Raw genomic sequence first — 13,432 nt, forward strand, 5'->3', positions numbered from 1 at the left:
TCCAATATTTTGATATCAAGATGCTCGAAATTTCCGATACGCTTGCTTCAAAAGCAGGAGATATCTATGAAAATCGGCATTATTGGCGATGGCGCTATCGGGCGTTATGTCGCGGCAAATCTTAATGAACGCGGGCTTGGTCCGGATGTTGTTCTGACCCGGATCAGCGACGTTGCTGACAGTCCGCCAATCAGTGCAACCTATATCAATTCTGTCAGTGAACTGCCTGATGATATTACCTTGATGGTGGATTGTGCGGGGCACGCAGCCCTGGCCGAACATGGTTGTTCGATCTTAAAGCGCGGCATCGATTTGATAACGGTTTCTCTTGGGGCACTCGCCGATGCCGTTCTTGCCGACAATTTGCTACAGGCTGCCCAAAGCAGTGGCGTGAAACTGCATCTTGCCAGTGGTGCAATCGGTGCGCTTGATTGCCTGCGCGCAGCAAAAGTTGGCGGCCTTGGTGATGTCACATATGTTGGCCGTAAACCTCCGCATGGCTGGCAAGGTTCGCCTGCTGAAAAACAGATTGATCTTGAAACGTTGAAAACTGCGGCCATCCATTTCGAAGGCTCGGCAAGAATTGCTGCGGTGACCTATCCCAAAAATGCCAATGTCGCTGCTGCAGTTGCCATTGCCGGAACAGGATTTGATTCAACGAAGGTCAAACTTGTCGCGGACCCGTCAATTTCGGACAATATCCACGAAATCCATGCGACCGGTGCATTTGGCCGGTTTTCTTTCCGGATCGAAGGACGTGCCTTACCTGATAATCCCCGAAGTTCTGCACTGGCTGCTATGAGTGTAATCTCGGCCATCGAGCGCGAGATCGCACCAATCACGATCTAAGGAAATTGAATGGCCACCCGCCACACCCGTATTGTCGAACGTGCATTAACCCGGCTGAAATTGCGGCAACTCAGACTTCTGATTGCGGTTGCCCAGCATGGCAGCATCCAGAATGCTGCTCGCGATCTCAGCATTTCCCAGCCGGCGGCCACGAAAATGATTCAGGATCTTGAACTGGATTTCGAGGTCAAACTTTTCGAGCGTACAAATCGCGGAGTGGTGCCGACGGTTTTTGGCGAATCCTTGATACGTCATGGCAAACTGATCTTTGCTCAGGTTTCCAACGCCGCACAGGAACTTGATGACCTTAACGAGGGCAATAGTGGTCGTGTTGTTGTCGGGACGCTTCTGGCAGCATCACCAACATTGTTGCCTATTGCTGTCGAAGAACTTTTAAAAGCTCGCCCGAATGTTGCGATCAAGATCGTCGAAGGTACGAACGAAGTTCTGATGCCCGGTCTTTTGTCAGGGGAAATCGACATGGTTGTCGGGCGCCTGCCAAGCCACCGTTATCGGGAAAACATTACGCAGGAAAAGTTCTTTGACGAACGGGTTCTTGCCGTGACGGGTACACAGCATCCACTGGCAGCAATGACCAATGTCTCGTTTGATCAGCTCAAACCATTTGGATGGATTTTGCCGCCGGTCGAGACCACCTTGCGCAGACAAACCGATCAGTTTTTTGTCCGGCAGGATCAATATGTCCCGCCAACCGGAATTGAGTCCGTCTCCTATCTGGCAAACAGATCGCTTTTAAGAACCCACAATTTCATCGGGATCATGCCCGCCCATGTGGTAGCCCTTGATATCCAGACCGGTGTTCTGGCCAGTGTTGACTGGGCTGCACCATTTGGCGCGGGCCCGGTTGGCGTTTCCTATCGCGGCAAACAAAGCCTTTCCCCGGCAGGTAGCGCATTCCTGTCCGCCCTGCGATCGGCCGCAGCCGAGATCACCGCCAGTCAGCGAGCAATCTGATATTCGTCTTTCTGATATCAGTATTTGGTCAATTCAGTTGTCGTTGGCCGCTCGCCACACGAAAATTTGCTCAATTCAACTTTCAACGACGAGGTCGGAATGAGCATGTATCCAGATTTGAAACTCTTCATTGGTGGAGAATGGCGCAAAACAACGGAAGATATTTCTGTTGTGAACCCTGCCACCGAAGAGGAACTGGGGCGTCTTCCATGCGCATCGATAGCCGACCTGAAAGACGCGCTTCGTGCCGCAGAAAAAGGGTTCGAAATCTGGCGAAAGACCGCCCCGCGCGAACGTGCGGATATCCTGCTGCGCGCCGCTGCATTGATGCGGGAAAAACAGGAAGAAATCGCTCAGGCCATTACTGCCGAACATGGCAAACCACTGGCACAGGCACGCCTTGAAGTCATTCGAGGTGCCGAATTCTTTGAATGGGATGCCGGTGAAGCCATGCGTGTTTATGGTCGCGTTATTCCGTCAGCCAGCGGCAGCAAGATTTCCGTTCATCATCACCCGATCGGGGTGGTTGCCGCGTTTTCACCCTGGAACTTCCCCATGAGCCAACCCGCGCGCAAAATAGCAGGTGCGCTGGCATCGGGGTGCTCGATTATTCTGAAGGCAGCCGAAGAAACGCCAGCCGGCGCCATTCACATTGTAAAATGCTTTGAGGAAGCCGGCCTGCCTGCGGGGGTGCTGAACCTCGTATTTGGCAGACCGGCTGAGATTTCCGAATTTCTGATACCGCAACCTTCCGTTCGACTGGTTGCCCTGACCGGTTCAACAACGGTCGGTCGCCACCTTACCGGGCTGGCGGCACAAAGTGACACACGTGTTCTTATGGAACTGGGCGGGCATGCGCCGGTAATCGTTTGTGAAGATACCGATGTGCAAAAGGCCGCCATCTGTGGCGCCATTCGAAAGATGCGCAATACCGGTCAGGTCTGTACATCCCCAACGCGCTTTTTTGTGCATGAAAGTATTTTTGAAGAATTCGCATCCACCTTTACCAAACGTGCTGCTGAAACCGTGGTCGGGAATGGTGCGGATGTCGGGGTGGAAATGGGGCCGACTGCCAATGACCGCAGGGTTCCCTTCCTGTCAGAGTTGGTTTCAGATGCTGTATCAAAAGGTGCAGAACTGCGTACTGGCGGAAACCGGCTTCGCAAACCCGGCTATTTCTTTGAGCCGACAGTGCTAACTCATGTTCCTGACAGCGCGCTCATCATGCAAGAAGAGCCGTTTGGTCCGGTCGCCGTTATTAACCCGGTCAAGGACCTTGAAGATGCGATCAAGAAGGCAAATGCAGTTCCCTATGGACTTGCAGGTTATGCCTTCACCAATCGCGCAGATTATATCGACCGCTTGATCGACGAACTTGAGGTTGGGAACTTCTCGGTTAATACGCTTGAAGCCTCCTTGCCCGAAACACCGTTCGGTGGGATTAAGTCCAGTGGATATGGCCGCGAAGGTGGCACAGAAGGTCTTGAAAGCTATCTGACGATCAAGAATGTCTGGCATTCATCAGATATTCACTAGACTACCCAACTCAGACACCTCAGAGGCACTCAAACTCAAAAACTCCCGAGACTCAGCTTGGTCACGTCCCTTACGGGATGTGGCCATTTTTTTGCTCAGTCAATACCCTCAAGGCAGTGAAATTTACCTTTTACCGCGATGCGACCAAACTGCCGGAGTGGTTGACTCCAAATTTATGTGTCGCGTTTTCAGTTTTATGTGTCAGTTCAGAAAATCCGCAATTCGTACAGGGAGTCCGTCAGGCTACCCTGTTTAAGTTTGGATGAAGGACTTTCTTAACAGCTTGGCGGTTTACTGTACGTTGGCATAGTCAATCTGTGGGCAAAAGCGGATCCGAGCGTGGCAGAAGAAGAACAGGAAGAACCGCAGCGCGGCGGGGCAAGTGCTGCCCAAGCGGCAATGCAGGAAATTGAAGAACGCGAACTGCGCATAATCCGGCGTCGCCGTCGCCGTCGCCGGATGCTGACTATTGTCTTTTTCGTCTCGGTTGCTGTTTTGGCCGTGACGGGGATTACGCTTACGATTCAGTCAAATCTTGATTTCAGCCGGAACATGATCCGAAGCCCCGAAGTCCGAATCATGGGCTTTGACGGGGCGACGCTTCAAATTGTGCAGGGACGCTATAGCCAGGATGTGTCGCTAACGACCATTCCTGAACGGGTACAAAACGTTTTTGTTGCAGCAACCGATCCCGGTTTTTATGGCCACCTTGGCGTATCGGCCAGTGACTTCGTTCGCATATTCACAAGCGACGATGTCCCCGGATCGACCATCACGATGCGTGTTGCGCGAAGCTTCTTTAAAACGCCCGAAGCCAGTGCAGGCCGCCATTTGCAGGAACTTCTGGTAGCTCTTTGGCTTGAATTCAAATTCAACAAGAAAACCATCCTGCGCAGTTACCTTGAACGCAGCTACATGGGACGGGGTATCTTCGGAATCACGGCGGCATCGCGTATCTGGTACGGCAGCCCGGCTGAACGGATAACGTTGCATCAGGCAGCTGTTCTGGCTGCGGCGATTAACGATCCGAAAAAAAATGACCCATTGTATCACCCGCGTGATGCCGCCAGTGCGGCCAATGAAATCCTTCTGAATATGGGGCGCTACAAATATATCGAACTTGATCGTGTATCGGCTCTTACACTGGTCGAGCCGAAACTGGACGTCCAGTACGAGAATGGTGTGGTTTCAAACTATGTGATCGATATGGTTATGGACGAGGTCGCCGCACGCGTCGGCTATACCAGTCGCGATATCGAAGTCACGACCAGCATCGACCTGACCGTTCAACGGCTGGCCCAGGATGTTGTGCGCGAAGTTGCCAATCTGCGGCTTAAACCCAAGGGCGTGCAACAGGCTGCCCTGATTTCCATAAGCCCCGACGGTCGTATTCGTGCGATTGTTGGTGGTGTGGATTATAGTCCGTTCAGGCCGAACCGCGCCTGGGACGTCCGCCACTTTCCGGGCCGGATGATCAAGATCACCTCCTATTACTATGCGATGAATGAAAACAGCGACCCGGCCCAGTGGGTGCGTGATAATCGTATGGCAGTGGGCGGCTGGCGACCGGTAAACCCGGATCATGAATATCGCGGACAGATTTCATTGCGCGAGGCATTCGTCCGTGATGTGAATACTGTGCCGGTCAATCTGGCGGACCAGTTTGGCCTGCTGAATGTCAAGGATTATGCCAAGGCAATTGGTATTCAAAGCCCGCTTTCAAACGATATTCGTACTGTCGTCGGGCTTGATCCGGTAACCCTTGCCGATATCGCATCAATCCATGCATTGCCGCAAAATTCCGGAAAGCCGGTGCAACTCAGTCTGGTCAATAGGGTCGCTTTTGCCGGAACGGGTGAACCGGTTTACCAGCGTGTTCAGCAAACAGTGGAAAAGCGCCTGACCGACGAAGCAATTCAGGGAGCATATACACTGTTTGCGAGTGTTACCGATCCGCAGCTTCGCCTTGATCGGCCCTTTGCCGGTTACGGGACGCAGAATACAGCTACAGCAGATGCGTGGTTTACCGGCTTTACATCCGACCTGATTACGGTTGTCTGGGCCGGAAATGATGACAATAGCCGTATTTCGCAGGTTCGCGGTGATGTAGAACTTGCGTCTCTTTGGCGGTTATTTATGCTGGATGCACATGACGGTTTGCCAATTCGTTCAATGATCCGTGCCGCATCGCAACGTCGTCGTGAAAATGACGGTGTGACGGACATGTGGAAGAATGATTTGTTGAACGAAAAGCAGTAATACTGTTCTGGAACGAGGAGACGGGGGTCTCCTGCAGCGGTTGGGGCATAACCATATATATATCGGCCGAAATGGCTGAACGGCGAGGATTTGGCGCTTTGTGTTACCTGTCTGGCAGATGCGTTGACAGACAGGCTATACACGGGCACAAACCGGCGACGCTATTGGATTTAAAGGTAACTTCGTGGCCCAAAGACCATTCAAAAGACAACAAACCGTGCGAAAGGGTGCAACGACGCCGCGCAAACGCAAGAAACGTGCGGGCGGTGGTGGTGGCGGTAAAAAAAGCGGCCCGGGTCTTTTCAGCAAGCTCGGCGCAATGGTTCCCGGGCCAGAGGCGATTGCGCGTTTTATTGTCATTCTGGGCATTTGGTGTTTGGTCATCGGCGGTGGAATTGTCGCCTATTACGGATATGGGTTGCCCGACAAGGTCAGCTTCGAAGTTGCGAGCGAACGCAAGCCCTCCATCCGTGTGGTCAGTGTTGATGGTGTGGTACTCGGGGCGTACGGGGATCGATACGGTAATCCGGTCGAGGTTGGCGATTTGCCCGATTATGTCGGGCAGGCTTTCGTATCCATCGAAGACCGTCGTTTTTACGATCATTTCGGCATCGATATTCTGGGTATATTGCGGGCCAGTTGGGTCAATCTGACGACGGGCCGCATCGCCGAAGGTGGCAGTACGATCACCCAGCAGCTTGCAAAAAACCTGTTTCTGTCACCAGAACGCAATTTTGGTCGCAAGATCGAAGAAGTTCTGCTGGCGCTTTGGCTGGAATTCAAATTTTCCAAGCAACAGATTCTGTCGCTTTATCTGAACCGTATTTATTTCGGATCGGGGATGTATGGCATTGATGCCGCGTCCCGGCACTATTTCGGAACCGACCCTCGGCGCCTTAATCTTTACGAGGCGGCAGTTCTGGCTGGATTGCCAAAGGCACCAAGTCGTTACAACCCGCTGGTTGATCCAGAAGATTCCGCAAAACGTGCCAATATTGTTCTCGACGCCATGGCATCAAACGGCGTGATTACTGGCGCGCGTGCCGAGCGCGCCAAACAGCGGACTGTCCGCACCACTCGACAGGGAAAAAGCGGCCCCGGTGTTCGGTATTTTACCGATTGGGTGCTGGATCGTGTCCGTGATTACATCGGTTACGTTGATCAGGATCTGACGATCAACACCACACTTGATTCCCGTCTTCAGGAAATTGCCGAACTCAATCTTGAACGTGCTTTGGCAAGCCCCGTTGCGCAGCAAAAGCGTGTAGGCCAGGCATCCCTTCTGGCGATGACCCCGGATGGGGCCGTTCGCGCAATGGTTGGTGGGCGTAACTATTTCGAAAGCCAGTATAACCGTGTGACACAGGCACGGCGCCAGCCCGGTTCCGTGTTCAAACTGTTTGTGTATCTGGCAGCCTTGGATAAGGGGATCGGGTCGAACGACTGGATGCGCGACATGGCAATATCCGTTAACGGATGGGAACCGCGAAACTTTGATCGCAAACACCACGGCACCATGTCGATCCGCGATGCGGTGGCAACATCGAATAATTCAATCGCGGTTCAGGTCGCCATGGAAGTCGGCCTGGATAATGTGATCAAAAAGGCTCACGATATGGGTGTTTCTGCCGAACTTGGGCGGGAACCCAGTCTGGCACTGGGCACCAGCGAGGTTTCGATGCTTGAGCTGACCGGTGCCTATGCCATCGTCGCCAATGGCGGATTTTCGGTGTTTCCGCATGCGATCCGTAAAATTGTCGGTCAGGGCGGCGAAGTTCTATATGAGCGCAATGACGAATTCCCTGTCCGTCTGATGAACCCGCTGCACGCGGGGGAAATGAACAATATGCTGTCATCTGTCGTTGCCAAGGGCACGGGACGCAATGCGATCGTTGATCGTCCTGCTGCCGGCAAGACGGGCACAACGTCGGATTCCCGCGATGCGTGGTTCATTGGCTATACCGCTGAACTGGTTGCCGGCGTCTGGATGGGGAACGATAACGGCAGCCCGATGGATGATGTGTCCGGCGGGGATCTGCCAGCCAAGCTTTGGCATGATTTCATGCTGCATGCTCATCAGAACCTGCCGGTTCGTTCTCTCGGCAAGGCTGCGCTTGCGCGGTCGCAAAAAGTGGGCGAAGACGGCAGTTGGCGTGACTTTACTTCTGGCTTCACAACCGGCAACAAAAAGCAGTAACCGGCCTTGATACAAGTACCGCAAAGGTGCTTCAGGGTCGGTGCGGATGCATTGGCCCTTTTCGTTTCGGCCAAGAAAAAATGGCCGGTATCCGTTACGGAAAACCGGCCATCAAGTTTGCAGTTTGCATGGCTTCATCGGGGGAGACCGACGAAGCCGAGGGAGGTCTCACCTGTCGAATATCGCGATGTAATCAAGGGTCAGGGGTGCAATCTTCCCCTTGCATCGCCAGGACATCCGCACGCACCGTTCAGGGCGGTACATCGGCGAGAGCATCAGGCCGCTACAGCCTGATCACTGAGCTTCTCGAGGAATTCCAGACATTCCTCGATCTGCGAAATTTCGATGAACTCATTGGCTTTGTGGGCTTGCTTGATGCTGCCCGGGCCGCAGATGATCGATGGGATGTTGCCCTGTTTTTCGAAAATCCCGCCCTCGGAACCATAGGAAACCTTGCCCGAAACGTTGGGGATGATGTTGCGGATCAGCTCGAACGCCTCTGCATCCGTGCAATCACCCATTCCGGGATAGGAAAAGATTTCTTCCCATTCAAATCCGGTTTCGGCTTCTTTGGCTTTCATTTCCGCATCAAGGGTTTCAAGGATTTTCGCTTTGATCCCGTCAAGAACTGCTTTGGCGTCATGTTCCGGCAAATGGCGAATTTCGAACGTGAATTCGCAAAAATCCGGCGTGACATTGGTTGCTGTTCCGCCGCCAATGGTGGTGGTCAGCATGGTGCTGTGCGGCACCGTGAAGTCATTGTCAAATGGGCCGTTTTCTTCAAATTCACGTGCCAGATCGGATATCATCGTAATGGCGCGTGCCGCATATTCGATGGCGTTGACATGGCGGGGTGCAAAGGATGAATGCCCGGCTGTACCGGTAACCGATACCCGCATCGAAAATTTGCCCTTCTGACCATTGATGACTTTCATCTCGGTCGGTTCACCAATCACGGCAAGGCGTGGCGGGGTTTTAAGGTTTGCCAGATGATCGACCATCGAACCCACGCCAAGGCAACCGACTTCCTCGTCATAGGACAGGCAAAGATGGAACGGGATCGCCAGATCGCGTTTGACCAGTTCCGGAACCATTGCCAGCGCACAGGCCGAAAAACCTTTCATGTCAGCAGAACCGCGACCAAACAGTTTGCCGTCACGTTCGGTCAGTTCAAATGCTGGGCTGATCCAGCTTTTTTCAAGGGCGGGAACCACGTCAGTATGCCCCGAAAGCGCGATGCCAGGGATATCCTTCGGACCGATGGTTGCCAGAAGGTTGGCTTTTTCACCGGTTTCGTCATGGAACAGTGTGCTTTTGATGCCATATTGCGCCAGATAGTCGCGGACAAAATGGATCAAGCCGAGATTCGAGTTTTTGCTGGTCGTGTCGAACGCCACAAGTTTGCCAAGCAGATCAATGGCATTATGCAGGCGGGACATGTTGGGTTTGCTCATTTTTTATCGCTTCTCGTTTCTCGGAATATTAGGCCGACTGCGCCGCATTACGGGATTTTTCCCGCCATTTCTGCCATTCGCGACGAATGGTCAGGATGACGAACAGAACGGTCAGGGCAAAGAGCGCCCATGAAATCCACGACTGGAAAAAGACACCAAGATCCCCGCGCGAAATTGCAAGCGACCGGCGCATATTGTCTTCGAACATCGGCCCCAGAATGAAGGCAATCAGGAATGGTGCCGCGGGGATATTCAGGATCATCATCGCAAAGCCGACAATCCCCATGACCAGAAGGACGGTGACGTCAAAGGGGCTGGCACCGATGGAATAGATGCCAAACACGCACAGGACCAGAATGCAGGGTAAAAGCAGCGTCTGGGGAATGCGAGAAATTTTGGCAAAGGCACCTGCGGTCAGTTTTCCGGCAACAAACAGGAACACCGAACTGAACAGGATGCCGATAAACAGCGAATAGACTTCACCGATATTGTTCTGGAACAGCAGCGGACCCGGCGTCAGGCCATGGATCATAAATGCGCCCAGCATCACACCGGTAATAACGTCACCCGGAACACCGAGTGCGAGAAGCGGGATCATGGTCGCCCCGCAACAGCCATTGTTGGCAGACTCGGATGCCGCAACGCCTTCCAGTTCGCCTTCGCCGAATTTGTCGCCGTTTTTCGATGTCCGGCGGGCTTCGCTGTAGGAAAAGAACGCGGCAGTCGACGGTCCAATACCCGGAATGGCACCAAGTATCACACCGATAACACTGCCGCGCAGGATCGATTTCAGGCTGCCGCGGAATTCGGACATGGTCAGGCGATTATCGCCAAGCTTCATGGCGGCATTGTTGTCCTCGGGCCGGAAGACGATCATCTTGATCAGCTCGGGCAATGCAAACAACCCGATCAGCACCGGTACAACACCAAGGCCCGATTTCATGTCCTCGGTTACGGCAAAGCGGAACGAACCATAAATATCCTCGCCAACAGTTGCCAAAAGCAGACCGAGACAGGCGGAAATGATGCCAAGAACAAGTGACCGACCCGAAATGCTGGCAACGATAGTCAGTGAAAAGGCCATCAGCATGAAATATTCCGGTGGTCCGACCCGAAGCGCAAACAAGGCAAGCGGCATCGCCAGGAAGAACAGCGAAATATTTGAAATAAAGTCGCCGATACAGCTTGAAACCAGCGCCATGTTAAGCGCTTTGCCGCCTTTGCCCTGCTGGGCGAGGGGATATCCGTCAAGAACGGTACAGGCCGCAGAAGCAGTCCCCGGTGTTTTGATCAGGATCGCCGAAATAGATCCGCCATAGGTTGATCCCTTGTAAAGGGCAACGAGCAGCAGAATGCTGGTAACAGGCGGGAGGTAAAAGGTGAATGGCAGAGCAAGTGTTACGGCCATGGTTCCGGTCATGCCCGGAATGGCACCGATGATCACACCACCCCAGATTCCCGCCGCCATGGCAATAAAATTGGGCAGCGTTGCGACAGCTTCAAAGGCGTAAAGCAGTTCATTCAACATGAAGGGACGCTTTCAAATCAGATCAGGGTCACGAAATCGGCCATTATCGCCGAAAACAGGCGGCCTTCGGGGAAAGGCGTGTGGGTGACTTCGGTGAAAACAAGATAAAGCAGGATCGGAAACGCTATGGTCAGTCCGATCATCCAGATTTTGCGACTGTAATTGCCGGTCATCAGGAACAGATAGGCCAGAAGCAAAATGGTGGCGGGGACGAAGCCGATCAGCGGCATGCCATAGGTAAAAGCTGCAAATCCGATCAGAACGGCAACAAAACGCAAAATCAGTTTACGATTTCGCTGCAGTGTTGCGCCAATTGACATGACGCTTTCATTCGCGGCCACCCGCATCTTTGGAATGGCAAAAAGAATGGCAAGAATGCCCATAACCAGCCCGACCACGGTAATCACACGGGGCCACATATCGGGTGGCGGGGCAAACCCGGGAATGAAAGACGGAACCTTCACATAGATCGGGATCAGGACAAACAGGACAAGGGCAAAGAACACCGTTGCGATCAGTCCGGTATAAAAATCGCGATTGGGAGTCATGGTTCCGTCTCACATTCAGAGAATTAAGGATTGCGGATTACTGAATGTAACCGAATTTCTTGGCCATGCCGTTATAGAGCTCGTACTGGCTCTTGACGAAGGCAGCCGGGTCCTGTTCGCCAACAACCGAGACGGAGCCGCGTTTCTTGGCAAGGTCAAGCCACTGGTCGTTGGTTGCAACGTTGGAAAGGATGTCTTTCCACTTTGCAACAACGTCTTCCGGCAGGTTTTTGGGCGCGAACAACGCGCTCCAGCCGTCAACCTGACCGGCCAGGTTATAACCGAGTTCCTTGGCGGTCGGGACGTCGGGAAGGGCATCCATGCGTTTCGGTGCGTAAACCATCAGCGCACGCATTTTACCGGCTTCGATATGGGGCATCAAAGAACCGGCTGCGATGGCGAGGAAGTCGACATGACCGCCAAGAAGAGCTGCGGCAAGGGCGCTGCCGCCTTTGTATGGCACGAGGGTGGAAGCAGACAGCGGGTCAAGACCGGCATCGGCCAGAAGCGCCTGAACCGTAAAGCCGTCAATAGCGGTGGGGCCGGACGCGGCATAGGTAGTGGCGCCATTGCTTGATTGGATTTTGGCAAGCAGGTCGTCGACGGTCTGGATGTCCGAATTTGCATTGACCGCAAGGATCATCGGGGTCGATTCAAGAATACCGAGGAAGGTGTAATCGTCCCAGCCAACCGGGCTGTCGGTGTAAACGGCCGGATAAAGGGCCATGCCGACGCGCGACAGCAGAAGGGTATAACCGTCCGGCTTCTGTTCGGTGACATAACGCGCACCATTCATGCCGCCATTGCCGGTTTTGTTCACAACAACGACCGGCTGTTCGTCGGTGTAGTTGCGTGCGGTTTCAGCCAGTGCGCGACCGGCCAGATCCGATGCACCGCCCGCGCCATAAGGCACGACAAGGGTGATGGCTTTTTCCGGGTAGTCAGCGGCCTGTGCGGTCGAAACCAGTGTTGTGGTTGCAAGAACTGCAGCCGCAAATGTCGCGGCCTTTTTGAGCTGTCGAAACATCTTCATGTCTCCCTGGATGGTTGGTGGCAGGATTGCCCGAGCTCGTCGGTTTTTTGTTTTGTATACATTCCATCGCAAACTATAACTCGTGACGCAAAAAATTAATTTCAGTATAACTAATTTACATACTAAAGGTGAGATATGGATTGACCGATGAATTTGCGTGAACTTGAAAGCTTCAACGCTTTTATGACCTATGGCTCTGTGACGAAGGCGGCACAGGCCATGAATATCAGTCAACCAATGGTCAGCCGTTTGTTGAACAGTTTTGAAAAATCCGTGGGGTTTTCGCTGTTTAACCGCAAACGAAACCAGTTGTTGCCAACTACCGAGGCCCTCCAGTTTCATACAACTGTTCTGCGATCACTTAACGCATTCCGCGAGATCGAAACACAGGCCCGTGCCATCGCCAATGAGCAGCTTGGCAGTATCCGGATTGCTGCCCAGCCGATCTATGTTGATACCTATCTTCTTGATGTGGTCGCCAAGTTCAAACAAGCCCACCCCAATGTTGCCGTCAGTATCACGGATACCGGTCTTGAAGGCATGCTTGATTTGGTCGCGACCCGCCAATGTGATCTTGGGATTGGCATTACGCTTGATCTTCAGGACCCGAATATGGAGGTTATGCCGCTTGCGCAATGCCGGGCGGTGTGTCTGATGCCGCGCGATCACCGGCTGGCCGGGTTTGAAACCATCGATATCGATCTTTTGCGCGGTGAAAGCTTTGTCGAACTTTCCATCGGATCGCCGCTCCGCACCAAGATCGATTACATTTTTCAGATTGCAGGCTGGCCGCGCAAGATCGCGGTCGAAGCGCGCACAATTCGGACGATTTCACGTCTGGTCGAACGCAATGTCGGCATCGCGGTGATTGATCCCTTTGCAACCCTGCTGGTGGATAAGGAAAAGGTGGTTGCCCGTCCCCTGACCCCGGCAATCGAATGGGACGTCGCCCTGTTCCGTTCATCGGGGGAGCTTAGCGCGGTTGAACGCCGATTTTTGTCTTTTCTGCGGGCTGAGCTACCCGACTTGCGCAATGCGGGCTGTGTGCTGTGA

General features: G+C 53.4%; 10 protein-coding genes. 6 read left to right on the top strand and 4 right to left on the bottom strand.

All coding sequences use genetic code 11. From position 1 onward, the window contains the following. Positions 1-66 precede the first annotated feature (66 nt). From LG297_RS00055 to LG297_RS00075, 5 genes are all read left to right on the top strand, one after another. Positions 67-849 carry an aspartate dehydrogenase gene (locus LG297_RS00055; protein ID WP_404423908.1) on the top strand — a complete coding sequence of 261 codons (783 nt, stop codon included), beginning with the start codon at positions 67-69 and terminating at the stop codon, positions 847-849. A gap of 9 nt (positions 850-858) precedes the next feature. Next, on the top strand, positions 859-1,824 hold the full coding sequence (locus LG297_RS00060; protein ID WP_404423910.1) for a LysR substrate-binding domain-containing protein: 966 nt from the start codon (positions 859-861) through the stop codon (positions 1,822-1,824). Positions 1,825-1,923: 99 nt separating this feature from the next. Beyond that, the gene (locus LG297_RS00065) at positions 1,924-3,360 is read left to right on the top strand and encodes an NAD-dependent succinate-semialdehyde dehydrogenase (protein ID WP_404423912.1); all 1,437 of its coding nucleotides are present in this window, start codon (positions 1,924-1,926) and stop codon (positions 3,358-3,360) included. A gap of 339 nt (positions 3,361-3,699) precedes the next feature. Continuing rightward, positions 3,700-5,619, top strand: a complete 1,920-nt coding sequence (locus LG297_RS00070) for a transglycosylase domain-containing protein (RefSeq protein WP_404423914.1) — start codon at positions 3,700-3,702, stop codon at positions 5,617-5,619. A 217-nt stretch (positions 5,620-5,836) separates the two neighbouring features. Next, the gene (locus LG297_RS00075; RefSeq protein ID WP_404423916.1) at positions 5,837-7,816 is read left to right on the top strand and encodes a transglycosylase domain-containing protein; all 1,980 of its coding nucleotides are present in this window, start codon (positions 5,837-5,839) and stop codon (positions 7,814-7,816) included. 275 nt (positions 7,817-8,091) lie between these two features. Here the strand turns inward: LG297_RS00075 and argE are convergent, their stop codons facing one another. The 4 genes from argE to LG297_RS00095 are packed head-to-tail and all read right to left on the bottom strand — an operon-like array spanning position 8,092 to position 12,373. Continuing rightward, on the bottom strand, positions 8,092-9,270 hold the full coding sequence (gene argE, locus LG297_RS00080) for an acetylornithine deacetylase (protein ID WP_404423918.1): 1,179 nt from the start codon (positions 9,268-9,270) through the stop codon (positions 8,092-8,094). 28 nt (positions 9,271-9,298) lie between these two features. Continuing rightward, positions 9,299-10,798: a tripartite tricarboxylate transporter permease gene (locus tag LG297_RS00085; RefSeq protein ID WP_404423920.1), complete on the bottom strand. Its 1,500-nt coding sequence runs from the start codon at positions 10,796-10,798 to the stop codon at positions 9,299-9,301. Between the two features lie 17 nt (positions 10,799-10,815). After that, on the bottom strand, positions 10,816-11,346 hold the full coding sequence (locus LG297_RS00090) for a tripartite tricarboxylate transporter TctB family protein (protein ID WP_404423922.1): 531 nt from the start codon (positions 11,344-11,346) through the stop codon (positions 10,816-10,818). A 37-nt stretch (positions 11,347-11,383) separates the two neighbouring features. Next, positions 11,384-12,373 carry a Bug family tripartite tricarboxylate transporter substrate binding protein gene (locus tag LG297_RS00095; RefSeq protein WP_404423924.1) on the bottom strand — a complete coding sequence of 330 codons (990 nt, stop codon included), beginning with the start codon at positions 12,371-12,373 and terminating at the stop codon, positions 11,384-11,386. 153 nt (positions 12,374-12,526) lie between these two features. Here LG297_RS00095 and LG297_RS00100 point away from each other — a divergent pair, with 153 nt between their 5' ends. Beyond that, entirely contained in the window at positions 12,527-13,432 is a 906-nt protein-coding gene (locus LG297_RS00100; RefSeq protein WP_404423925.1) for a LysR family transcriptional regulator, read from the top strand.

Origin of the sequence: Thalassospira australica (assembly GCF_044790785.1) — a bacterium.
Classification (GTDB): domain Bacteria; phylum Pseudomonadota; class Alphaproteobacteria; order Rhodospirillales; family Thalassospiraceae; genus Thalassospira; species Thalassospira australica_A.

Coding starts and splice junctions, on each gene's coding strand:
- LG297_RS00055 (WP_404423908.1), top strand. CDS start 67: ATGAAAATCGGCATTATTGGCGATGGCGCTATCGGGCGTTATGTCGCG.
- LG297_RS00060 (WP_404423910.1), top strand. CDS start 859: ATGGCCACCCGCCACACCCGTATTGTCGAACGTGCATTAACCCGGCTG.
- LG297_RS00065 (WP_404423912.1), top strand. CDS start 1,924: ATGAGCATGTATCCAGATTTGAAACTCTTCATTGGTGGAGAATGGCGC.
- argE (WP_404423918.1), bottom strand. CDS start 9,270: ATGAGCAAACCCAACATGTCCCGCCTGCATAATGCCATTGATCTGCTT.
- LG297_RS00085 (WP_404423920.1), bottom strand. CDS start 10,798: ATGTTGAATGAACTGCTTTACGCCTTTGAAGCTGTCGCAACGCTGCCC.
- LG297_RS00090 (WP_404423922.1), bottom strand. CDS start 11,346: ATGACTCCCAATCGCGATTTTTATACCGGACTGATCGCAACGGTGTTC.
- LG297_RS00095 (WP_404423924.1), bottom strand. CDS start 12,373: ATGTTTCGACAGCTCAAAAAGGCCGCGACATTTGCGGCTGCAGTTCTT.
- LG297_RS00100 (WP_404423925.1), top strand. CDS start 12,527: ATGAATTTGCGTGAACTTGAAAGCTTCAACGCTTTTATGACCTATGGC.